We start from the raw sequence: 24,518 nt of genomic DNA, 5'->3' as shown, positions 1-24,518 counted from the left end.
GGTGGGCTCATTTGTAACCCGACTTGAAGTGCCGCGCCGGTTCTTGGGCATAGGTTACATTGAGATTGTCAATGACCGACACTCTTTAGAGTGATGCGTTGCGGGACGAATGGATCAAGCACAGGCGGACATTCATTGCACCTAAATTCGTCGAAACGAACCCAATATTCCGCGCCCATCGGCATAGCCTCAACGCGGGCGCGGACATTGCATATTGAGACCGCCGATCTGCTTTGGATCGGCCACCCAGCGATAACACTCGATGATATCTAACCCAGAGACGATGGCGACCTCTGCGCCCAGCCATTACATGACGTCGTAGTAACCGACGCCTTCCGAAATCCTGATGACAGTGCCAAGTTGCGCAGACTGTTGCTGAAACCGCTGCAGGATACTTCGTCCGTCTTCGCCGGTCGCGATCTCAGGCGCAAGGCGCTGTTCATGTGCTTCGGTTTTCAGCCCTTCTGTGCCGCCAATGATAACTGGGTGAAAAGTAATTCCACTCAATGAGCCGGTGTCGTTGAAAGCGCAAAGGGCAACTACGCTTTCCCATACCTCGCGCGCAGTCCACTTGGATTTACCAGGCTGCATGTGGAAGACGAAATTGCCAAGGCTGTAGAAGATCGGTTTTCCCTGGTAGATCTCGAGTGGCTGGAGGACCGGGGCGCCATGGCTGACAAACATGTCAGCGCCCGCATCTATGCATCGTCTGGCAACGGAGCCAACCCATCCTGGAACCTGATACCAATCAGAGGCCCAGTGATGATGGTGGAGATAGGCGACCACGAGGCACTCTCTGTCCGCGGCATCGGTAATGGCGGCGAGGTTTCTGGTCAGATCGTTCGGATCGATCTTTACGTTGCGGCCGAATGTTTCCGAGCGTCTGAAAAGCCCACGAGCAAGTGCGATTTCGGACAGCTCGTCGACAATTGGCTTGTCATCGGGCTGACTGTCATTGCCAAGATCCATACTGCTGTATCCGACCTTATCCCGGATCGTCGCGAGTTGTTCGAAAGCGTCCGCGTCAACATCGATAACTTGTGTCAGTTTCAGACGGTTGACGCCCGGCCGCTCGGGACGTCCAGGAGCCGCGTCTGCTGCGTACATAAAATCAGGCCCCGGCCCTCCATCCATGGCGACAAGGGCGATTTTCCTATTAGAAACGGTCCCTGCTCCGAAACGGCCTGCGGCCGTGTGATTGCGACCGATGCCGGCATGGATAAAGCCGCGTCTTTCAACCTCCTCAAGCGTTGAGAGAATGCCTGATGAGCCAAGATCAAAAGCATGGTTGTTGGAGAGCGCCAGCCCGTGGAACCCTAGCGACTGAAGCGTGTCGAGGACTACGGGTTGGCTGCTGCCGAAAAACGAGCCTTTCATGGGCCAGCCACCATGACTGCCGAAAATCGTGCTCTCAAAATTGGTGAAGGCAAAGTCTGATTTGCCAAGGGTCTCGCGGACGGCGTTGAAGCCGGGTGTTTCAAAGGTACGGAGGTCGTGTTTGATCAGCGACTGACCGGTCACTGCGACCGTGAAATCATTCGTCATGTCTTATGTTCCTGCGATGAGAAAGGTAAAAATTGAGATGGCAGGGAGCCCGGATCCGCGCTCCCGACGATTAGCGGTCAGTGTGTGAACCGCAAAGGGCGAGCCTTGATTAGTCGGCGCGTATAGGCGTTATCCGACTGAGCGAATATAAAATCCGTGGTACCATGATCTTCCACGATGCCGTCCTTGAAGATGTAAATTTGCTGGCAGAGGTCCTGAACCAGAGCGAGATCGTGTGAGATGAACAGCATAGACACGCCGCGCTCGCGGACGGTTTCTTTCAGCAACGTGACAATCTCAGCTTGAACCGATACGTCCAGCGCCGAGGTCGGCTCATCCGCGACGATGATGCTTGGCCTCGCAAGAAGCGCACGAGCGATGCAGACCCTCTGCTTCTGACCACCGGACAATTGATGGGGCAGATTCTTCAGTAGATTTTTAGGCAGGCCCAACCGATCCATGATCTCTGCAATCTCGTCACCGCTTGGTTTTGCACCGCCAAGACCGGATTGAACGCTCTCTTCGAGCGCAGAACCAATCGACATGCGAGGGTTGAGCGACATTGCCGGGTCCTGGAATATCATCTGGACTCGTCCCAACAGACCGCTTTTGCGGCCTGCACGTGAAATGTCAAAACAGGTTCCTTCGATTTCGAGTAGGCCCCGATTAGCGGTTTCGAGACCAGCCACAATGCGACCGATTGTGCTCTTCCCGCAGCCACTTTCACCGACAATCCCGGTAATGGCGCCACGTGCGATTTCTATGGATATGTCTTGAAGTGCAAACGTCTGGCGATCATTGCGACGCCAGAAAATCCCCCTTCGGGCAAACGTCTTGGTGACGCCTTTGATTGACAGGAGCGGAGTTGAACCGGCTGGCCGTGCAACGCTGGTGCCGTCTCCACCCACGTCCACCTCACGTGTAAAGGACGGCTGCGCGTCATGGTCGGCCACCAGCCGCAGACGCGGGACTGCCGCAAGGAGATTTCGGGTATAAACTTCCGTAGGCGCATCGAGAACCGAGGATGTCAGTCCCTGTTCCACGATCTTGCCATGGCGCATGACGGCGACCCTGTCGGCGATCTCCGAGATCACGCCCATGTCATGCGTGACAAGAATTATCGAGACCCCTGTGTCATCTGTTAGCTTCCGTAACAACGCAAGGATCTGTTTTTGAACGGTCGCATCAAGAGCAGAGGTTGGCTCGTCCGCAACGATAATGTCCGGCTTCCCTGCGAGCGCGATCGCGATGACAAGCCTTTGGCGCTGCCCGCCGGAAAACTGATGCGGGTAATGACTGTATCTCTCAGCCGGATTGTGGATCCCCACACGCGCCATAAGCTCAAGCGCTTTCGCTCTGGCTTCTCGAGTACCAATATCTCCGTCCAGGGCTCGAATTGTTTCGAATATCTGAGAACCTACGCTCATGAGCGGGTCTAATGAGGCGGTGTGATCCTGAAATATCGCCGAGATACGACGACCTCTGATGGCGGCTCGGTCCTCCTCTCGCAATTTATCGATTGCCTGCCCGCGAAAGAGTATCGTGCCGCCACTCTGGCTAAACCCTGGTGCGAGCAACCCGAGGACGGCATTGCCGAGTGTTGATTTTCCAGCACCGGATTCGCCGATCAGTCCAAGGATTTCTCCCGAATAGAGCTCAATGGAAACGTCACGAAGGATTGTCGTCGAGGTGTCGGCACGCTCATGTTTCATGGTAAGATTGCGCACCACGAGCAGGGGAATTTGGTCATTTTCCATTCAACGGCTCCTTGGATCGAGACGTCGGCGTGAGTCTTCGCCGACGAAATTGATGCTTGCGATGAGACCAAACAGTGCAAGCCCTGGAAAAAGGCTGATCCAGTATTGGCCGGTGAGGAGATATTGGAAGCCGTTCGCGACCGCAGAGCCGAGGGATGGTTTGTCGACGGGCACACCGAGCCCGAGAAATGATAGCGTTGCTTCCAGTGCGACCGCGTGACCAAGCTCTATCGGGATCAGTGTGATCGCGGGCGCTATGCTGTTCGGGAGAAGGTGCCTTATTACGATACGAGGCGGAGACAAGCGTAGAAGTTGCGCGGCATCCAGGTAAGACTTCCCTGCCTCGGTCATTGCTACCCCCCGCGTAACGCGTGCATAGGTCGCCCATTGGACAATCACCAGTGCCAGAATAATGCGATCGACGCCTGGTCCGAGCGTAACGATAGCGATCAAGGCGACGAGGATCGTTGGAAGGCTGAGCTGCAGATCGACGATCCGCATGATGAGCGCGTCGACCCAACGGTTGGAATATGCCGCGGTTACACCAGCCGTTATCCCGATAAGGGCCGCGAGAGCTGTGCTGGTTATCGCGACAAACAGGCTGATACGAAGTCCGTGAAGGACGGCGCTAAAAATGTCTCTACCGAGCCCGTCGGTACCCAGTAAATATGTATATCCACCGCTGCTCGCGGTTCCTGGCGGCGAAGATGATTCCCACGCGAAGATCTGCAAAGGGTCATAAGGATTTTGAGGCGATATTAGAGATGCAGCAAGGGCCAGCAAAACATAGACCGCCAAGATTATGATGGGCAGACTGACATGAGGCTTGCCGGGACGCTTCCATAAGCGTCTTAACGTGTCGGTTTTCATCGATATACCTTTCATCCGTTTCGGCGCGTGCGTGGATCGAGCACGACGTAAAAGAGGTCAACGAGCGCGTTGAGGCCAACGAAGGCGATCGAGATGAAGGTGAGGGTGGCCATGACGACTGGCCGGTCCAGAAGCTGGATCGAGTCGATCAAGAGTTTTCCGACACCTGGCCAGTTGAAAATCGACTCGACGACGACGGCGAAGGCCAGCATTCCGCCAAACTGCATGCCGATGATGGTAACGATCGGGACGCTGATGTTTGGAAGAGTATGACGAAACAGAACCCGCCGGGATGACAGGCCTTTCGCCTTGCAGAACCGCGTGAAATCCTGCGTCTCAACTTCTATCGTTCCAGACCGTGTGAGCCGTGCAATGAGCGCGATGTTGGGAAGCGCAAGCGCTAATGCCGGCAACACCATCTTCCAAAGGCCATCTGACGTCATGAAACTCCACTCTGCTCCAAGCAGAGGGGCGGTAGAACCGCGGCCGCCAGACGGAAACCAGCCTGTCAGGATGGCGCCGACCAGGATAAGCATCATGCTCAACCAGAAAGATGGAATGCTCAGGGCGACCACGCTTCCGTGGAGGATTGCGTGATCGATCTGCTTTCCCTTGCGGCGGCCTGCGAGCAATCCCAGAAGTACCCCGGCAGGGGCTGCGATCGACATTGCGACAATCGCAAGCTCAAGAGTGGCGGGAAGTTTGCTCATCACCAGTTCAAAGGCTGGGAGGTGATAAATGTAGGATATCCCGAAATTGCCGCTCAAGACGTTTCCGATGAAGACGAAATACTGGCGCCAGACAGGCTGGTCCAGTCCCAGCGCAATCGTTGCCATTCTGATGTCTTCAGCTGTCGCAGTCTCGATGTTGACGAGGTTGAAGACGGGATTGCCGGCGCTGTGAATGCCTATGAAGCCGATGAGCGACATGGCTAGGAGGAGAAGGAAGGCTTGCGCAAGTCTCCCGATGACCGTTGATAGCATGTGCGCCGCCCTCACTCTGTTCGCGGAGTGGCCTGCATGGCCGTTGTCCAGCCACGCGGATGCACGGTAAAGGTCGCGACCTTCGGACCGTGTCCGACGATAAGATGGTAGTGGTAAAGCGGGATGATCGGATAATCCGCCATCACGAATTCCGTCGCGCGTGCAAGGGCTTCGCTGCGTCCGACCCCTTCTTCCAGCGCGTTTGCATCTGCCAGCATCGCGTCGAATGCTTTGTTCTCGTAGCGACCGTAATTGAGCGATCCGGTGCCACGTGCGGCATCTTGAGATGCGATAACACCATCGAGGCAAAGTGTGACCGCCTCTCCAGAGCAACCGCCATACCAGGCGGGGTACTCCCCGTTGGACCGCTTCGTGAGAAAGACCGAGAATGGCGAGAGAACGGGTTTGACGGTCACGCCAATACGCGCCCAGTTCTGTGCAATCGACTGAAGCGATTCAGCGTCGCCGGGATAACGCCCGCCGGGACCTGCGAGTACAAGGCTGAACCCGTTGGGATACCCCGCCTCAGTCAGGAGAGCTCTCGCGCCATCGTAGTCAGGAGGAGTGACCTTGAGCTTGTCAGACGTTCCCGCCAGACCCGGCGGAAACAGTTGCGCGGCGGCAGTGCCGTAACCGGAAAGAATGCGATCGGTGATGAATGACCGATCCGTTGCCATTGTCAGCGCCTTTCGAACACGCTTGTCACGAAACGGATTGCCGATGGGCGTTCCGGCCTTGTCGGTCACGCCTGGAGGTTGGTCGCTTCCGATATCGAACTGGAGGAAGTTCGAGCGCGAGGCACTTGTGCTGTCGACCTTGATTTTGCGTTCTTTAAGACCCTCGACATCGCGTGCCGGAACGAAATCAGCAAGATCAATGTCCCCTGTTGTGAGGGCCGCCACGCGCGCTGCTGGGCTTTCGATGACCCTTACCGTGACATCTGACCAAGCAGGAGCGCCACCCCAGTAATCAGGGTTGCTGGACAACGAGAGACGTTCACCCGACTCCCATGCCTTGAATTTGTAAGGACCGGTCCCGTTGGGCTGTGCGCCCGAGTTCAGTTCATCCGTGCTCGCAAAGCCGTCTGCTTTATGCGGAAGGATAAAGATCGCGGTCATCTGCAAGGGAAGGGTAGGAGCCTCTTCGCTCGTTTCGATCATAACGGTCAGGGGATCAGGCGCAGTGACGTCTTTAATCGGCTTGGTGAAGGCCTGAAATCCGCCGCTTGGAGGCTTTAGGAAATCGCGGACACGCTTGATCGAGTAGATGACGTCCTGCGCTGTAAAGGCCGACCCGTCATGAAACCGGACACCGTCTCGCAGCTTGAACTCCCACAAAACAGGGGACAGTCGTTTCCACGAAACGGCGAGAGCAGGCTGGGGATTGAGATGCTCGTCCTGCCGAACGAGACGCTCGTATATATGCGCTAACAACGCATTGTTCTCGTTGAGGTCGGCGTAGTGCGGATCGAGGGTCATCAGCTTCAGTTGTGTCCCGACCCTCAGTTCCTCCGCATCGGCGGCGGTCGAGCCCAAAGGTACGGTCGCGGTCGCCGTGGTGATAATCATGGCCACGAGAGGTTGCCGGAAAATCTTCATAAATCGCATTACGTTGTTCCCTTTTGATTGATTACGTCTGCTTAATTCCCTGGCTGCCAATTCCTCACGGCGCAGGTCGTCCTTCCTGCTTCGCTCCCAGCGTTCGCAGGTCAGAGATTCTAAAATTTCGATCTGAGATTTCTTCGGTGCTCAGGCTACATAGGCAGCGCGCTGATCGGCAAGGAGTACGGTAGGTGCCGTGGTTCACTTCGAAAAAACATCCTTTAAGACACACCGTTCATTGCAAGAATGTCACTCAGAACTGACCTGATTTGAGGCCAGGGGCGCTCGTCGCTGTCGGGGCTTGGTGAATCTCGCGCCAGAAGGCAGTGAAGTTTCGCAGCAACTGCAACGGTCGTCATCGCTGGCGTTCGCAGAAGTTCGTCCGCCAGATGCTCTTCAATGATAGACACGTGTTCTTCTGCGTGCTTTGCCCGCCTGTAACCATTGGATTCATCGATCGGCGCCCAGTTATGCCTCTCTGTGAGGAATGCAGCGTGAGCACAGGTGTTTCCATCCTCTCTCGAACGGTCCAGAGATCCATGCATTGAGGGGGTAGCGAAAGGCCCGCCGCTATCCGTCGACAGAACCATCTGATGCGGTGGGAGCATGGACCTCAATTGGCTTTCGAGCTTCTGCTGCGCTCGTCCAAGGTCAGTGAGCTCTTGGAAAGCACAGTGCCAGGCATGCCATTTCGTCAGGACGATGTCGCGAAGACCCGGCACACGATGTTCCTGATCAGAAAAATTGTTGGACAGTAACCATTCCGCTCTCTGCAGCGGGTTTCTGCAGGTGATTGCGGGCAAAGTTCTGCTATTCTCAGAATCAGCCATGATCCGAGCTCCAGACAGCTAGGGTTTGGTCAGGTCACGCCCGGTGGCTCAAACACTAAGCGTGACCGATTTGAACTAAAACATCGCATATGAACGAAATAGTTTCAATGAGAAATTGCGTCGAATGAGTGAAATTACTGGAGCCCAAATTCGAGCAGCAAGAGCTTTGCTTCGATGGACAGCAGAACACCTTGCCGAGTCAGCAAGCGTGGGACTCTCAACCGTTAGGCGCGCTGAAGCGGATGACAGCGCGCCAGCGATAACAGCTGCAAATTTGAAACTATTGAGGATAACGTTGGAAGCTGCTGGTGTGGAGTTCATCCCGACAAACGGCGGTGGAGTCGGCGTAAGATTTAAGAAGCCCTGAGATCAGAAACCCAACCTCACGTGAGATGGGGCTTTATAGCTCACAGCATTCGTTCAGCCTCTTACCTGTCTAGCGATACCTTCAGCTCAACTGGTGCCACCGGCGGGGTAGGGCGGTCCAGGATCTCTCACCTGCTCAAATTCCTGACCATTCCACTCAGCCGACGAGAACATTATCTCACCAGACAATAGATGCTCGCTCATCTCTGCCCAGAGCACGTCTCCTGTAAAGCTGGCAAGATCTCCGCTAGCCTCGAGCAAAGGAAGCGCGCTGTATTTTTCAAGCAGCTCTGACAGTCCGCCATAAGTCTGGATATCGCGAAATGGTTCTCCAGCTTGTGGCCGCAAGACGCGATGGCCCCACATCCCCGGGTGATCATCTTCCCGCAGGACATTCACCAGTTCTATGTCGCCGGATCGTTTGGCGAGCAACGCGGCAAGATACCTTAGAAGGGGCAAATAAACCGGCTGGCGGCATCCACCGAGTGCCCGAATGCCCGGTAGAATAGACAGCGCAAGAAACGCCAGGAAAAGTGTAGGGAGGAGCTTATGGTCGCGAATAGCGCTTGCGATGCTATTGGGTGAAAACTTGACCATCACATCCGGATAGTCTGAACTCCTGAGATATCCCTCATCAAGCGCCAACGGGAGCACTCGTTCCGGTCCGACGTACCAAAAATAGTCCGTCGATCGACGCACCCAGCCACGCCAAGGTCCTTCATTGAGGCCTTCAATCACGTTCGGCACGAGCGCTGCATGCCTTTCCGCAATGAAAAACTCGTACAGCCACGAATTTGGATCCTCAAGGTGATCAGCGATCAGGCCCGCGACGTCAAAATCGTCTATTTGAAGTAGGTTTATTGAAGAACCAAAATGCGTTTGCCAAAGGGTCGCATTGGCGGCGTTGATCGCCTCTGCAGCAGATGGAAAGAGGGTAGGGGGCAATTCTGCTAACAACCGCTTCGCTAGATCAGTCGGAGCATCAACGCCAAGCGAATTCGAAAGCGCGAAACGGTAGGGGCCATTGGAGCAGCAGATGCTGCGTCCATCCATTCGGCTACGCGGCAAACCGAAGAGATTTAGCGGTCGCCCCTCCAGCCGTAACCAGCCCGGTCCTTTTTTTGCGGATTCCTTGAACGACATCGTTGAACCAGCATAGGAAATATGCCAGCGGCGACCGAGTGATTGCAAACCAAGCAAGCTGAACAGATGCGTGTAGAAGGCATCCGGCTCGAAAAGCAATAGACAGTGGGGTCCGGTTTGCAGGACAGGGGATGTGGTCAACTCTTTGCTAGCGCTCATTGCATCGGCTGAGCTGAAGCCCGCCTTAAGCGCCGCCCTCTCCACCATTGCCTGCGTCAGTTTCATTGCGTGGTCGCGAGTTGCACTTGTTCCTGTTTGCCGCTGAAATTCATATGCCGCAGCAGCATATGTCTGAAGCGGCTTTTCCCAATAAGCCTCGATAGACGGCATGAGCGTCGTCAATGCCCGACGGATGTCATCAGGGTGGCAGCGAAGAGGAAAGGCCGCAGACATTGCTCGCTCAACTCACGAGGCAACGAGATGGGGCAGGGCGTCAACGATCGAATTCGCGTTCCTCCACTTCAGCGCAGGTCCAATAGGCTGGGAAGGAGTGTCATTCAACGCCGTGGGCAGCGCTAGGTAGCAATAGGAGGGCGGGATGGCAGGCTTGAGCATCTGGGTGACAAAATCAACGACGGCCTGACGCGCATTAGATGAGACGATCGTGTAGAAGTTCCCGCTATTCCAAACCAAGACGGAATACCGGAAGAATGCCCCAAGGGCGGCGGCAGTCGTCTCAAGATCGACTTGGAGGTTGTCCATCGTGTCAAGGACTTCGTTTCGCTTGTCAGAGATCCTCGACGTTGAGAAGTAGCGGGACTTGAAAAGCTCGTCCTTTTGTCGCTCTCGTGCCTGATAGACGCTATCATCTGGATTGGCGAGTTTCTGCACCTGGACGAGGAGGCCGCCAGGTCGAATACGGGGCGCGATGAAATCCAACTGGCTAACACGGTCACGGTCGTACATCTGGAAGGTAGTGTCTTCCATAAGAATGTCAAACCCTTCGCGGAAATGCGCCAACTCCGGGTCAGCGACGTACCTCTCCTCATCCAGATCGAAGAAAGGCCCGTGGAAGAAATATGCATGAGGACTGCCGCGGCTCTCGTTAAAGGCCGTTCGATTGGCGATCGTCGGGCTACAGCACAACGTCTGGATACGTCCGCCTCCCAGCTTCGCGAGCGTGCGTGCCAGGCAGCCCGTGCCGGTACCAAGCGTGTAAATCTTGGCCGGGATGCCCGTCTTGGCCCAGCGTTTCAGCCCAGTCGACAAAAATGACGATCCAATCCTGCATTCCTCTTCCAGACGATAAGGGATGCTGGCGAAATAATGTTTGTCAAACGGTCCCCATAAGCTGCGGTGCGTGTCGGAAAATACCACGCATTCGAGATCGAAATCCAGAAGGCTCAGATCGACGGTTGGTGTAGCACGATCAGGCGCGCCTCCCAGTCCGCTTGCGGTTCTCTCGAAAAATTGCGCAAGTGTCGTCAACCGAGGGGCTTTTCGCCACTGCTCAATAACATGCCTCCCAGTCATCGAAACGCTCCTTTTGTTAGCGTTGCAAGCGCATCTGGGATACACAAAACAGATGGTCCCCCACCACGACGCTCTGACTAAACGTGACGTTACAATCGGAGAGAAGGGGAGACGAAACAACCTGTCGGATTCGTTAAAGTGATGTGCGGGATGCTGGATGCTGGATGCTGGATGCTGGATGCTGGCGTTTGAACCGAGCGTCTTGCTAGATGTCAATCATTTCGAAAAAACTCGCACGGGCCACAGCCTGATGACTTGTCTTGGCATCGAGCTTTCGCCGTGCAGCACGAAGAAACAGCCGAACCGAACTTTCCGATATCGATAATCTCGCAGCAATCTGCTTTGGAATGTATCCAGTAGCAACCTGTTCGAGACATTGCCTTTCCCTTCGCGAAAGGACTGGCCGAGGAGTGTGAGAAGCCTGAGCGAGTAACGAAAGCGCCTTTTCGTGAACGAAATGGGAAATGATGCAAAGCTCTTCTGCACAATCGTTTTTCAGCAAGAGCCAATCAGGAATAGACAAGTCCGAAGTTACCGAGAAAAGACAGCGCTCTCCTCTTGGCCCTCTCAGTGGTATAGTCATCCCATTACAGCCAACCCCGCTCTCACGGGAATCTTTGAAAAACTTTCGGTACCTTTCCGTGTCCAGCACCGACCAATCGACGGGACGGCGGCTCCATTTTAGAATGTCGATTACTGGGTCTGTTTTGTAAAGATTTCCTGCAAGATAGGTCTCTACCCAGCGCTTAGGGTAGGTCGTGCTATAGTGACGAAATCGTGCCTGCTCAATGCCGACACGAATGACAAGGAAAGCCATTTGCTTGACTCCGAAGCGTCCACAGATCTGCTGAAGTACGCTCTCCAACTGATCAAAGTGGTCAAGCGATTGTAGGAGGGTCAATGAGGATGCAAGCCTTTGGTTTTGGGTCATACTTTATTTCCCAGACGCTCGCGTTCGGACCAGACTTGGATACGTAATAGCTCTTCAGTCAGCTTGTAACTGCCAGAAATGCGAGTGCGGTCAATTTCCCGACAACACAGCTCATGGTCGTTGGAATTGACTTTCAGACATACTCGTCCAAAGCCTGGTGGTTCCTACAAGGCATTGGGTATGATGCCACTTGTTGACCTCCAGCAACCATCATTGCATTGGAGTGGACCGGCAATTGGGCGGATGCAAAAACGTTTAAACGACACTGGTTCCACGTGCCACGGCAAGGGCCTTATCCACGGCGGCGACACCAAGAGATGTGAAAATGGCCTCGATCCGTGCCAGCACAGCCACGTATGACAAGCCTTCAATTTCAGCTATCTCAAGAACGGTTCGACCTTCTGACAACCAGCGTAGAACCAGCCATTGATCTGAACAGATTACCATCTGCAATACCAAATTTCGCAAGTTAACGGTGCGTGCAGGCCAAGATCTCGGACACAGCGACCGTCTCGAGCAAGCGACTTCAGGTTCGAAATCAGGACGCAACAAAAGCTATATTTCTTCCGCATACTCGCGCTTCCTCTGTTGCCGAAGTGCCTGTGCGCCGCAGGCGGTCCAGACAGAATGTTACAATCTCGCTGGGCGCGACGGGTACATTGTTGGTGTCACGTGAGCATTTTTCCAGTGCACTCACACTCCAAGTTGTGGGCGAGACAATTACTTTTAATCAAAGCAGGGATTACAACCCTTAATAGAGTTGAAACCGAGCGCATAACGTGTCAAAGCTAATTAAAGATGCGACGCCGCTGGCCCGTTAGAAATGCGACACTGGCGCTGACGATCAGCCCCCGACCGGACCGGCGGGGCCGGGTTGCAAGGGTAGGGAGGGGGCGGGTGATGGAGCACCCTCTTCGGCTTTAGCTTCCTCAACCGACAACGCGGCTTTGCACCAAAAGCGGCCTCTATTCGGCCGCCTCCATTCGAGCAAGTGCCCTTTGCCGTTTCGCAATCACCTGCGGATCGTTCATGAAATCCGTCCGCCGACCCGGTTTGCGTCCACGTTTCTGATACCCGTTGCTCTGGCTGCCGTCAGGGATCTCGAATATACTGTTGACCTGTCCGGTTCGGCGCGGACCATGTTTGCTCCGCTGTAGATCGCGGCCTTCCTGAATCTGGGCAACCAGTGACAGCATGTCGTCCAGCCGCTTGTTCTCAACCACAGGCGACCGATGAACCGACCGCAAAGTATCGAATGTTTTGTAGGGCAGCATGAAACTCTCATGCATGATCTCCAGGCGACCATCCGGATAATCGCATACGATGACTTTTTGACCGGCGAGCGACGTTGCCCGTTCCGTCGGGTCGAGAATAAATATCACCTTGTCATAGCGTAGCGTCAGTGACTGGGACAGCGTGCGGACTTCCTTACGGCACATGGCGCCATCAAGGTTCTCATGGGCGGCGAGGGTACGATGCATGTCTTTCGGATTGCGGGGTGGCTTGCCGAAACGAGTGTTGAAATCAGCAATGAATTCCGGAACGTAGTGGTTAGCAGCTTCTATCGTGTCGATACCGCGAAGCCGTAATTCCTTGACCAATCGATCCTGCAGGGTCTGGTTCGCACGTTCAACTCGACCCTTTGCCTGCGGGGTATTGGCGCAGATGATATCGATGTTCAGCTCATAAAGCGCGCGTCCGAACTGTGTCAGGCCACTGGTTCGATCCTTCTGAGAAGCGTGCGTAGAGCGAAACACGCCATGCTTGTCACTGTAGAATGCAAGCGGCTTACCCCATTGCTGCAAATAGGCTTTTGTCGCATGCAGATAATCGAAAGTGTTCTCAGATCCGGCAAAACGCAGATGCAGCAGATTGCCGGTGGCGTCATCGATGTAGACGAGAAGGGCGCATTTTGGCCCTCGGTTCTCGAACCACCAGTGATGCGATCCATCGATCTGCACCAGCTCGCCAAAGCAATCGCGCCGGCCTCGGGGTTGAAAGACACGTTTCTTGCGTTCTCTCCGAGATATCCAGATGCCTGCCTCGGTCATCCATTGGCGCAGCGTCTCCTTGCCGATCGCCAGTTGGTGCCGCTCAATCAGCTTCTCACGAGCCAAGGTTGGACCGAAATCGGCATACCGTTCTCTGACCAGATCGGGAACGGCGTTGCGAAGATCCTCGCTGTGACGCCGGTTGCTTGGTTGTTGACGTTTCTTAGAGATGAGACCGGGCATGCCATCGGTCTCATATGCATTTAACAGCCGATGCATTTGGCTTCGGCTGATGCAGAGCACGCCGGCGGCCTGGACGACACTCAGGCGCCGATCATGAATCTTCTGGATGACTTCGAGGCGATGCAATTCTTTCTGCGACATGGTGATCAAAAAGGACATGGCAACTCCGAACGCTCCTGAGCGAAGTCAGGCTGAACATCGTCGCATCCTTGCTCCCAACGTTAACATAGACCAGAGTCGTGCGAGGAGAGTGTCGCATTTCTATCTGGCCCAAGTGTCGCATTACTAAATAGCCATTACATAACGAAATCGCATAACCATAATTATGGAACCCTTATCAGCATTCCGAGATATGAAATTGCGCGCGGCAGTCACCACATGTAGGATGGCAGCCACACGCCCTGAATGCAAATCTGATGGTTGATTAGATCCGATTTTGTTTCACCAACACGAGTTTATGTTGAAATCATTTCAGGCTCGCGCGTAGTAGGCTTTTTCTCGGAAAAAACATAGCTGCTACGCCAGTCGCGGATAGCGCAAAGAAAGCTATTGTGATGAGCATCGGTTTTGCCGTACCGTCTGCAAATGCTGCGACAAATAGTGTGGCAACAGTTCCAGCCGCGAAGTTCATCCCACCCATCAGCGCTGAAGCAGCCCCAGAAACAGCGCCAAACGGCTCTAGGGCTAAAGCACTTGCCAGAGGCATAACGAGCGCCACAGAGAAAGTGATTATAAACAGCGAACTAGCGATCGACGCTGTGCCTGCACCGTGCAGCAACTCGTAGCTCAGGATGGCAACCGCAATAAAACCATAGACCGCGAGAGCTACCATAATAATTCGTTCTGGAGTAAATCGCGTCATCAACCGAGGTCCGATTTGCGCGCCAACCACCAATCCGAATGCATTTATTGCGAAAAGGGCGCTGTAGATAGTCGGAGAAAGCCCATGTACCGATATAAAGACAAACGACGATCCCGCTAGATAAGCGAAGAAGCCTGCCATTGCCAATGCTAAGACGCTAGCGTAGGGCAGAAATTTTCTGTCCAAAATCACGCTCTGGTAAAGGCGAATAACGTCTAAGGGTTGGATACATGTCCTATAAGTCGCGTCCCTTGTTTCAGGCAACGCGACACAGACTAAAAATATGCAGCCCGCCCCAAAAATTGCGAGCGATACGAATATCATTTGCCAAGGCGCATAAGCGATAATTGTGCTTCCGATCATTGGGGCAACAATTGGGGCCACCCCCTGGACGACCATTACCAGGGATATTAGGCTAGCGGCTGCACGGCCACTGTGAAGGTCTCGAACAATCGCCAAGCCAACAACAAAACCCACAGATCCTCCCAAACCCTGCAGAAATCGCCATATGCAGAACGCGACCGACGAGTCCGCCATTACACATCCTACAGATGATGCGACGAAAGCAAATAGGCCCGCAAGAAGCATGGGTTTCCTGCCCAACGCGTCAGAAAGCGGGCCAAACACTAGTTGCCCGATCATCAATCCACCGAAGAAGCTCATGAGGCTAAGCTGGACCTTACTTTCGTCCACGCTGAAGCCGTAAGCAATTTGCGGCATTCCAGGCAGATACATGTCGATTGAAAGAGGCCCTAAGGCACCAAGCAGGCCCAGTATTGGCGCAAGACGGCGCCTAGAGAAATTACTCATCTCGTGTCTCTTCTTCTAATGGGAGTATGTCGCCGGTATGATTTTCGAGTTCAGCTTCAATTGGATCCGCACCCTGTTGCCGAAAGGACCGAGTTTGGGAAGTCGACAAACTGTCCTGATCCTGTGACCTTGCTCCACAGGCAAAGTCCTAAGGTCGACAATATGAGAGTGGTCGAAACAGCTTCCGTACTTTTAATGCTGTCAGCCGCTCCGTCAAAAGAGTCCAACAATGATCTACAGTGTTCAACCGCGGGCAACAGACGATCTTCATAAAATGTCTGTTCAAACGCACAGGCAGGGAGCGAACCTGACACCTGTAGGAGATCGAAGGATGAACCTTTTTCCGAGAAAAGACGAAGATGAAGCCGAAGACAAGTCTCGAGGCTCCACGGAGCCGACGTGGATTTAGATGCCGAAAATATCTCGTCATTCTCGATCTTAATTCTATAGAGGAAGCATTGATGGAACAGCGTTCTTTTGTTTTGAAAGAGATTGTAGAGGCTACCTTTACTGACACCCGCCTCGCACGAGAGTTTTGACATTGTCGTCCCATCAAATCCGTGAAGACCGAAACCGTAGGAGCTCTTCATTAGGATCGTCTCATAGAGCTCACCCTCAAGCGTGCTTTTGTCGCCGCGCTTTCGCCTAACCATGTCTCTCCTCACTGACCAGACGGCCGAACCGTGTCGATAGATACGCAAATTTGTATATTTACATTCCGTATGTATGTAAAGTACATATCGGCCCACCAACCGGTTTCCCCCTCGGCCCGAGAGACAGAAGGTCACAAGACTATGAGAAGAGACAGATTTACGAGAACCTTGACAGCTACGTCGCTAGCTTATCCGCTTCTCTTTGCTGCAGTTTATGCGCAAGACCAGCCCCCTCCACAAGTTGCAGTGACGCACGTACAAAAGCAAGACTTCACCCTTACCGCCAGGCTGCCTGGTCGGATCAAACCCTCCACAACATCTGAGATTCGGCCCCAAGTGTCAGGTATCATCCGCGAGAGACTGTTCGAGGAAGGCGGCAAGGTTGAAGCCGGGCAGATACTCTACAAGATCGACGACGAAACTTATGTTGCCGCTGTTGAATCCGCTAAAGCAAATGTTGCCCAAGCTCAGGCAAGCTACGATTTTGCCGTAATTGATGCGCGGCGCGCCGAGGAAACATTTGCGAACAATGTGAGCTCAGCATCAACTCGCGATACGAAAATAGCTGAACGGGAAAAGGCGCAGGCAGCGCTGCAGGTAGCTCAAGCTCAACTGCGGACAGCCGAAATCGACCTAGCACGAACAACCATAAGAGCTCCAATTTCAGGCGTCATCGGTTTCTCGGACACAACTCCCGGAGCTCTCGTTGCTGCACAACAGACGTCGCCTCTGACAACCGTTCGAGCACTCGACACAATCTACGTTGATGTCACGCAGTCGATCAACGACCTTTTGCGATGGAACGCAGATAAAAGCTCTGGCGACGCCAGAGCCTCCGCAATCGCAACGATGATCCTACCAAATGGCACGCCCTACCCGCTCAAGGGCGATCTTAGAGCTGCAGAACCTCGGGTAGAACCAACCACGGGAATGGTCACGCTCAGGATCGCTTTTAACAATCCAGAGGACCGGCTTTTGCCAGGGCTTTACGTCGAAGTCGAACTCCCGCAGGCCACAACGCGCGGAGCTATTCTCGTGCCACAGTCCGCTGTGATGCGCAACGCGAAGGGTGAGGCATCGGTCTGGGTCGTTGAAAACGGAAAAATCGTAGTCCGTCCAGTTAAGATTGTCGCCGCTGATGGCAATCAGTGGGTCACGGAAAGTGGATTGAAGGCAGGAGAAGCAGTCGTCACATCGGGTTTCCAGAAAGCCAAACCTGGCGTCGCCGTGCAAATTGAGCAGCAGCCCTCAATTGAACCCCCAAAGCAAGTCGGGAGCAACTGATCATGGCACGCTACTTCATTGAAAGGCCTATTTTCGCTTGGGTCATCGCCATCATTATAATGGGTCTCGGCATCCTCTCGATCTTGAGGCTCCCAATATCGCAATATCCTTCAATCGCAGGCCCCTCGGTCGTCATTGGCGCAAACTACCCTGGAGCGTCAGCAGAGACCGTCTCAGACACGGTGGTCCAGATCATTGAGAAGGAGATGACCGGCCTCGATGGTTTGCGATACATTGACTCTTCAACCACTTCGACAGGCCGAGCGACAATTACCCTGACGTTCAATTTAGGGACCGATCCAGACATCGCGCAGGTGCAAGTACAGAACAAACTAAGCCAAGCCGAAGCAAGCCTTCCCGCTGAGGTCACAAGACAGGGCGTGACGGTAGAAAAATCAACCACTGGCTTTATGATGGTTGTTGCCCTCATCTCTGACGATGGGGCTCGAACTGCGATCGATTTATCAGACTATCTCAACTCGTATATGGTGGAACCAGTATCGAGGCTCAAAGGTGTTGGTAAGGTCGAGGTATTCGGATCCGAGTACGCTATGCGAATTTGGCTCAACCCCCAGAAACTTAAATACTACGGCCTGTCTCCAAATGACGTTACGACCGCTATCAGCGCGCAAAATGCCCAAATTTCAGCAGGTTCGTTCGGAGCCATGCCAGCACCACATGGCCAAAAGCTGAATGCGACCGTTACCGCGCAGTCGCTCCTGCGGACGCCCGAAGATTTCGATAGGATTGTCCTACGCGCGGATACCGATGGCGGGCTCGTGCTGTTGAGAGACGTTGCGCGAACTGAGCTTGGTACCGAAAACTACGAGGTGTCGAGCTTTCACAATAGTCGACCGGCCACGGGTATGGCAATTCAGTTGGCCTCCGGAGCTAACGCACTCGAAACAGCGGAATTGGTGAAATCGAAGGTAGAAGACCTGTCGCAGTTTTTTCCTGCGGGGGTGAGCTACGTCATACCCTACGACACCACACCATTCGTTTCACTATCGATCGAGGCCGTAATTCATACCCTCATTGAAGCAATCGTCCTCGTCGTCCTTGTTATGTTCATCTTCTTACATAACTTCCGCGCCACCCTCATCCCTACCCTTGCTGTACCAGTAGTTCTTCTGGGGACGTTTGGAATAATGGCAGCTCTGGGATTTTCAATAAACACGCTCACAATGCTGGCGATGGTTCTCGCCATCGGTCTGCTTGTTGACGATGCGATTGTCGTGGTTGAAAACGTTGAGCGGATCATGAGGGATGAACATCTCGATCCAGTTGCAGCGACAAAGAAGTCTATGGGAGAAATTCAAGGCGCGCTCGTGGGTATCGCGATGGTTGTTTCTGCGGTCTTCGTGCCAATGGCGTTCTTCGGTGGTGCGACCGGCGAAATGTACAAGCAATTCTCTGTCACTATCGTTTCTGCCATGGCACTCTCGGTCCTGGTGGCGCTCATTTTTACACCCGCGCTATGCGCCACCTTGCTGAAATCACACGATCCCAATGCCAAGGCAAATCTTGGATCGAAATTTTCGTCGTGGTTCGAAAAGCATTTTTCCTCGCTGACAAACCGGTATGGAACCATCGTCAGGGTTTCCGCAAAGCGGCCGGTTCGAATGTTCGTGATCTATCTTCTACTTGTCGCGGCGATGGTTGTACTTTTCCAACGGACACCAACTTCGTTCTTGCCCGATGAAGATCAAGGGACATTGATGACGATAATCCAAGCGCCTCCTGGCGCAACCGCAGAAACGACAGAAGGCGTCATGCGAAAGGTGGAAAACTATTATAGGGGGGCAGAGGCGGCCAACGTTGACTCCGTCTTTTCAGTGCGCGGTTTCTCGTTCGCTGGGCAGGGTCAGAATATGGCGATGATGTTCGTAAAGCTGAAAGACTGGAATGAAAGGAAAGGCAGGGAAAATTCTGCCCAAGCAATCGCATCACGCGCCTTCGGCCCACTGATGGGCGGAATAAAAGAAGCATTTGTCATTCCCCTGGTGCCTCCGGCAGTGACCGAACTTGGCAACTCCAATGGCTTCACCGCCTTCCTTCAAGCGCGTTCTGGCCAAACTCATGAGCAGTTGCTTGAAGCTAGAAACATGCTGCTCGGCCTTGCTGCGCAAAATCCAAAGCTCATGGCCGTGAGACCAAGTGGGGTAGAGGACGCCTCTCAGTTCGAGCTCAACATCGATTGGGGAAAAGCAGGCGCCGTTGGTCTGAGCGCGTCGGATGTAGGGGCATTCCTCACCACTGTTTGGTCGAGCTCTTACGTGAACGACTTCCTCTATGAAGGAAGAATGAAGAGAGTGTATGTCCAGGGCGAACCAGATGCTAGAACAAACCCAGACGATTTGGCGAAGTGGCGAATTCCAAACTCGAATGGCGAATTTGTAGATCTTGCAACAGTAGCCAGCCAAAACTGGATCTACGGTCCTCAGCAAGTTAGCCGATACGATGCGCTTCCTGCCATGGAGATCGAAGGTTCTTCCGCGCCGGGTTATTCTTCTGGGGAGGCCTTGGCCGAGATGGAGCAGCTGGCAACTCAACTACCGCCAGGTTTCAGTCTTCAGTGGACAGGGATGTCTCTAGAGGAAAAGGACGCAGGTGCAGGCGCATTGCCACTCTATGCATTGGCGCTCGCAACGATGTTCCTTTGCCTAGCCGCTCTCTACGAAAGCTGGAACATTCCGATCGCGGTCTTGCTCGCCATGCCCGTAGGCGTGCTCGGCGCAATTTTGGGAGCCTGGATCGGAGGGCAATCCAATGGAGTGTATTTCCAGGTTGGCCTTCTGACGGTAGTGGGGCTGACGGGTAAAAACGGAATTATGATTGTCGAGTTCGCAAGAGAGCGTATGTTGAACTTGGGTGAGACTGCTTTTGAGGCAGTGTGTGAAGCAGCCAAACTGCGCTTCAGACCGATATTGATGACGTCGCTAGCTTTCGGCCTTGGAGTGGTTCCTTTGATGCTTTCATCAGGCGCAGGAGCGGGCGCAAGACAGGCAATCGGCTATGCTACATTCTTCGGTACCGCGACAGGCACAGTCCTTGCGATCATCTTCGTGCCTATCTTTTTCATCATCGTTTCAGCGGTCTTCACACGCCGAAAAAAAGAGGCCTGATCGAGAATATAGATCCCCTTTAACAGGGGATCTACACCTCAAAAAATACGATACTTTTTCCACATGTTGCAGTAGGTCGTGATGAAGTTGTAGGACTCTTTGGAATTTGCAAGGAAGGACATGTTTTGAGGCGCACAAAAGAAGAAGCAGCTGAGACCAGCAGACAAATTCTTGAAGCAGCGGAGCGCCTCTTTCTTGAGAAGGGATATGAGTCTGTCAGCTTGGAAGAGATCGCGACACAGTGTGATGTGACGCGAGGTGCTGTGCACTGGCATTTTAAAAACAAGCATGGCCTCTTGCTTGCGCTTCGAGACCAAGCGCAGGAGCCTTTCCGGTTGCTTGCTAACGACTTGTCGGCGGGGCGAAGCGTTGCGTCTCTAGATCGGCTAGGTGACGTCATTGCTGACGTGTTCAGCCGATTACAAAAGGATCCCCGTCACCAAGGCATCTTACGGGTTATGATCAGGCTTGATCTTGCAAAAGCTTCTGACGACACCGCAAATGGAAGCGCCTTCCCTGAGGAAATGGAAGGGTGGATTACAAGCATATTTGAAGCGGTGGAGCGGGATGCCGGTCTGGCTAAGCCTTGGACGCCCTCTGTGGCCGCCGCCATGTTGAATGCAACCGTCGGAGGTCTCGTTCTTGAATGGGCGCTGAGGAAAGCTCCTTTCCGCTTAGCTCCAGATGCTGCGATGATCGTAAGAACAGTTTTGGCGGGCATGAAAAAGCAACCAGGGTAACACCTCAATAAAACCGTAATGGACCAAACATTTTTATTTTACAAACATTTGGTATGTATGTAAATTCGTCGAAGGATGTCAAAGATTGGCAAATTGGATCTTAGAGATGAACAGGGACGCTTTTACCAATGATTCATCCGAGCATCAGAACTCATTCCGAGCGTGTCCCGCCCGCGCCGGAATGGAGATCCTTGCAACACCCTGTGCAGGGAATCTCCCGGCGCGCGCGCGTCCCCAGCCGCGCGCGCCGTTTTTGATTTTGAAGCGTACGATTACGAAGGCTCAGCGCCAACGACTTAGTTATTTCAAAAAGCCCTCTGACTGGCTGCGCATAGTCATGCTTGGAGTGATTTTACTGCAGCTCGCGGTCGTTGCCTTTGCGAGTAATCTGTTCGGCAGGACAGAAATCGATTACGTGCCTGGGACTGCCAACATGGTAGCAGGCTTCTTCAGTCTGTTCATTTTGGTAAAAATCGCAACGCCGAGAACCTATCCAGAATGGCTCATAGAGGCATTCCTTCAGATAATCATTGGAGCAATAGTCGCATCCGATCATATGTTGGATAATCCCTTATCCTTCTCTAGTGCTATAGTTGCATTTATATCGCTTTTCATCGTGCGTGTGTGGATCGCTGTAACCACGCCCCACCGGCTAGGCTTTTCCTCGCTCGCGGCCGGTGCTGGTCTCACGATATTTTTGTTATGTTGGCTAGTTGCTTCAAAGGTGACTACAATTGTTTTCGTCACGGATGTTATACTGGCGACCGACCTAGCGATAAAAGCCATCAGCCTCATTTTGTTCGGGTTGGCTCTCAGGAAATGAGTGTCGAAGTCATCGATGATGAGAAACATGATGCAGTCCAAGTCAATTGTCCGACAATGGGGACTGTCAACACCGCGCTCTGTGCACCTCTCCAGTCCGGTGGGCGTCATTTCGACCTTCTGTGCGATATGGTAGGCGGCTTTGCGTGCTGGCGGGTTTAGGCGGTTCTTGAGCAAACTCCGCAGCCTTGGAAGGCGGAGATAGCGTAACGCCTGCTCCCCACCAGCGCTCGCTAGGGCCTCTGGCTGAATGTTTTGAACCGAGTAGCACTTCGCCCGCCTGCAATGTCAGCGGTTTTTCGTAACAAATGAACAGCCGCTGACGGTCAGTGGCTGTTCTCGCTAACACAATTAAGCGGCGTATCTGATATGATGGCTGTCGTGGCAAGTCCGGAAACGACGCATCATTTCGGATAAGCTTTCCGTTTCCTGAGTCAAGTTTTGTGCCGCGGCCGTTGTCTCCTCTACCATTGCAGCGTTCTGCTGTGTTACCTTGTCCATTTGATCGGCAGCGCCGGTTACCTCTTTGAGACTCATTGCCTGTTCGCGGGCAGAGTCGGCGATGTCGGTAATCGTCGAGCTCATATTCACGACCTGGTTAACGATGTCATTCAACGACGAACCTGTTGCGCTAACCAGATCAACGCCTGCCTGCACCTGAGATCTTGACGTAGAGATCAAAGTTTTGATCTCCTTGGCTGCGTTTGCAGAGCGTTGCGCCAGTTCGCGCACTTCTTGCGCGACAACGGCAAAACCCTTGCCCGCTTCACCTGCGCGCGCGGCCTCGACACCCGCATTCAATGCCAGAAGGTTGGTCTGGAAGGCGATTTCGTCGATGACGCCTATGATGTTCCCGATCTTTGCCGACGATTCCTGGATAGCAGTCATCGCCTGTACGGCACGTCCGACGATCTCACCACCCTTCGTCGCGTTGTCGCGGGCAGCAGCGACAGCGTCCTGCGCACGACCAGCCCCGTCTGCCGTTCCGGTAACGCGATGCGAGACGTCACCCAGAGCCGCGACAGTTTCCTCCAGAGATGCAGCCTGCTGTTCTGTGCGACGAGCCAGATCGTTGGAAGCAGACGAGATCTCTTCAAGCCCGGAGCGGATCGTGCTGACGGCTATCGCCACAGTGCCGATGGTTTCCTCCAACGAGCCAACCGACGTGTTGAAATGGTCGCGTATTCGCTCGTATCGCTCGTCAACGGTTCCGATACGTACCGTTAGATCGCCGTGAGAAAGGGCATCGAGACCAAGCGATATCTGTTCGAACGCATGTGCCATTCTCATAGCTTCTTCGGCTTTCTCACGTTCCTGCAGCAAGCGTTCGCTTTCAGCGGCGAGACGCGTTTTTTCAGCCGCTAGTTCAGCGGCGACCTTACCGCGTCCCGTTTCCTGAAACACGAGCAATGAACGCGCCATGGCACCAAGTTCATGCCGGTATTCGGTTCCCTCGATCGCCACATTGTCGTTGCCACGGGCCAGTTGCTCCATTGTTGCGGCCAGGCGGCTTACGGCAGCAGATATAAGGCGGCCAATAACATACGCCAGTACTAGACCGATAACGATGAGAACCGCCGATATCATGAGGGTCATCGACGCAGTTTCACTTGCAGTCGCCTTCGCTGTTTCACCCAACCTGTTCTGATTGCCCGTCACCTTGGCAAGCAGGGCATCGAATGACGACGCAATCTTCGGGCCCAGAATGTCTAGCTGTGTCGATCGGATATTGTTGCTTTGAAGCCAGGCGTCGCGAACTTCATCTAGGCGACTAGTGTAGTTGCGCATCAAGCGTCTCGCGGCATCAGCTCGCCCTGCCTGAGACTTATCGGAGCTGGAGGCCACCACGGCGTCCGCGCGCTTGAGCGCGTCATTCAGGGCCGTTTGGGCCGAGCCATACGCCGACAGATCGCCGGAGTAAACAAATCGTTCGGAATAATACAGGCTTTGGTACATCAAGTTGATGACCTCGCCGGTCTTATAAAGCGCATTGATGTCATTCTTGCGCCAAGCCGAACGCTGGATGTCTTTTAGTGCGATAATGGTCCACGGGCCAAATTCCGTGACCTTGCTGAGAAGCACTTCTTTTTTCTTCTGGAGCTCGACCAACTTTCCGAACGCAGTATTGTAATCTGCAACATCGCGACGCACGACATTCAAACCAGACTGAAGGTCAGCGTCAGACGCCATGCGCGGATCGTCTACCGCAAACGCTTTCACGGCATCCTGGAGCTGTGTTGCGATTGCGTCGGACGGATTAGAGCGGTAGGCCTCTGCCGCGAGACGGATACGTTGCAACTGTACGTTATAGTCAAAAATGGCCAAGCTCTGCCCAGCTGTGTAACGAAAGCTGGAGAACAAGTTCGACAAGCTTCCCAGTCCATCATTGCCCACGAAGGTGAGAGCACTCATGAGGACAATAAGCGGCAAAAAGCCGAGGGTGATTTGTGTCCGGATACCCGATTTTTTCCAGAAAGACATCTTAGTCC

General features: G+C 53.8%; 18 protein-coding genes. 5 read left to right on the top strand and 13 right to left on the bottom strand.

Annotated elements, in window-relative coordinates; genetic code table 11:
* Positions 1–306: 306 nt before the first annotated feature.
* The 6 genes from CFBP5473_RS21985 to CFBP5473_RS21960 all read right to left on the bottom strand — a co-directional run bounded on the left by CFBP5473_RS21985 (position 307) and on the right by CFBP5473_RS21960 (position 7,586).
* The gene (locus CFBP5473_RS21985; protein ID WP_027674816.1) at positions 307–1,545 is read right to left on the bottom strand and encodes a CapA family protein; all 1,239 of its coding nucleotides are present in this window, start codon (positions 1,543–1,545) and stop codon (positions 307–309) included.
* Positions 1,546–1,622: 77 nt separating this feature from the next.
* Complete coding sequence (locus tag CFBP5473_RS21980) at positions 1,623–3,302, bottom strand: dipeptide ABC transporter ATP-binding protein (protein WP_027674815.1); 1,680 nt, start codon at positions 3,300–3,302, stop codon at positions 1,623–1,625.
* Complete coding sequence (locus CFBP5473_RS21975) at positions 3,303–4,172, bottom strand: ABC transporter permease (RefSeq protein ID WP_027674814.1); 870 nt, start codon at positions 4,170–4,172, stop codon at positions 3,303–3,305.
* Positions 4,173–4,183: 11 nt separating this feature from the next.
* Positions 4,184–5,155 (bottom strand): ABC transporter permease, encoded by a 972-nt coding sequence (locus tag CFBP5473_RS21970; RefSeq protein ID WP_027674813.1) that lies wholly within the window; start codon positions 5,153–5,155, stop codon positions 4,184–4,186.
* A gap of 11 nt (positions 5,156–5,166) precedes the next feature.
* A complete protein-coding gene (locus CFBP5473_RS21965; protein WP_027674812.1) occupies positions 5,167–6,762 on the bottom strand; it encodes an ABC transporter substrate-binding protein in 1,596 nt (531 codons plus the stop codon).
* 215 nt (positions 6,763–6,977) lie between these two features.
* Entirely contained in the window at positions 6,978–7,586 is a 609-nt protein-coding gene (locus tag CFBP5473_RS21960; protein ID WP_027674811.1) for a hypothetical protein, read from the bottom strand.
* 124 nt (positions 7,587–7,710) lie between these two features.
* Here CFBP5473_RS21960 and CFBP5473_RS25445 point away from each other — a divergent pair, with 124 nt between their 5' ends.
* Positions 7,711–7,953: a transcriptional regulator gene (locus CFBP5473_RS25445; protein WP_084631562.1), complete on the top strand. Its 243-nt coding sequence runs from the start codon at positions 7,711–7,713 to the stop codon at positions 7,951–7,953.
* 86 nt (positions 7,954–8,039) lie between these two features.
* Here the strand turns inward: CFBP5473_RS25445 and CFBP5473_RS21950 are convergent, their stop codons facing one another.
* From CFBP5473_RS21950 to CFBP5473_RS21920, 6 genes are all read right to left on the bottom strand, one after another.
* Positions 8,040–9,425, bottom strand: coding sequence for a hypothetical protein (locus CFBP5473_RS21950; protein ID WP_234881917.1), 1,386 nt, complete (start codon positions 9,423–9,425; stop codon positions 8,040–8,042).
* A 75-nt stretch (positions 9,426–9,500) separates the two neighbouring features.
* Positions 9,501–10,568, bottom strand: a complete 1,068-nt coding sequence (locus CFBP5473_RS21945) for a class I SAM-dependent methyltransferase (RefSeq protein WP_027674810.1) — start codon at positions 10,566–10,568, stop codon at positions 9,501–9,503.
* A gap of 205 nt (positions 10,569–10,773) precedes the next feature.
* Positions 10,774–11,499, bottom strand: a complete 726-nt coding sequence (locus CFBP5473_RS21940; protein WP_027674809.1) for a helix-turn-helix transcriptional regulator — start codon at positions 11,497–11,499, stop codon at positions 10,774–10,776.
* Between the two features lie 965 nt (positions 11,500–12,464).
* Positions 12,465–13,892, bottom strand: a complete 1,428-nt coding sequence (locus tag CFBP5473_RS21930; RefSeq protein ID WP_027674808.1) for an ISNCY family transposase — start codon at positions 13,890–13,892, stop codon at positions 12,465–12,467.
* Positions 13,893–14,199: 307 nt separating this feature from the next.
* Entirely contained in the window at positions 14,200–15,405 is a 1,206-nt protein-coding gene (locus tag CFBP5473_RS21925; RefSeq protein WP_027676791.1) for a multidrug effflux MFS transporter, read from the bottom strand.
* Positions 15,406–15,461: 56 nt separating this feature from the next.
* Positions 15,462–15,947 carry a TetR/AcrR family transcriptional regulator gene (locus tag CFBP5473_RS21920; protein ID WP_234881920.1) on the bottom strand — a complete coding sequence of 162 codons (486 nt, stop codon included), beginning with the start codon at positions 15,945–15,947 and terminating at the stop codon, positions 15,462–15,464.
* 279 nt (positions 15,948–16,226) lie between these two features.
* Here CFBP5473_RS21920 and CFBP5473_RS21915 point away from each other — a divergent pair, with 279 nt between their 5' ends.
* The 4 genes from CFBP5473_RS21915 (at position 16,227) to CFBP5473_RS21900 (ending at position 22,030) form a co-directional block, all read left to right on the top strand.
* Positions 16,227–17,342: an efflux RND transporter periplasmic adaptor subunit gene (locus CFBP5473_RS21915; protein WP_157835815.1), complete on the top strand. Its 1,116-nt coding sequence runs from the start codon at positions 16,227–16,229 to the stop codon at positions 17,340–17,342.
* A gap of 2 nt (positions 17,343–17,344) precedes the next feature.
* A complete protein-coding gene (locus tag CFBP5473_RS21910) occupies positions 17,345–20,467 on the top strand; it encodes an efflux RND transporter permease subunit (protein WP_027676788.1) in 3,123 nt (1,040 codons plus the stop codon).
* Between the two features lie 125 nt (positions 20,468–20,592).
* Complete coding sequence (locus CFBP5473_RS21905) at positions 20,593–21,207, top strand: TetR family transcriptional regulator (protein ID WP_027676787.1); 615 nt, start codon at positions 20,593–20,595, stop codon at positions 21,205–21,207.
* A gap of 85 nt (positions 21,208–21,292) precedes the next feature.
* Positions 21,293–22,030 carry a hypothetical protein gene (locus CFBP5473_RS21900; protein ID WP_136954425.1) on the top strand — a complete coding sequence of 246 codons (738 nt, stop codon included), beginning with the start codon at positions 21,293–21,295 and terminating at the stop codon, positions 22,028–22,030.
* Positions 22,031–22,380: 350 nt separating this feature from the next.
* Here CFBP5473_RS21900 and CFBP5473_RS21895 read toward each other — a convergent pair whose 3' ends face one another.
* Positions 22,381–24,510: a methyl-accepting chemotaxis protein gene (locus CFBP5473_RS21895; protein ID WP_027676785.1), complete on the bottom strand. Its 2,130-nt coding sequence runs from the start codon at positions 24,508–24,510 to the stop codon at positions 22,381–22,383.
* Between the last annotated feature and the right edge of the window lie 8 nt (positions 24,511–24,518).

The organism is Agrobacterium larrymoorei (assembly GCF_005145045.1).
Taxonomy (GTDB): Bacteria; Pseudomonadota; Alphaproteobacteria; order Rhizobiales; family Rhizobiaceae; genus Agrobacterium; species Agrobacterium larrymoorei.
This window is presented reverse-complemented; position numbering and strand designations above follow the sequence as displayed.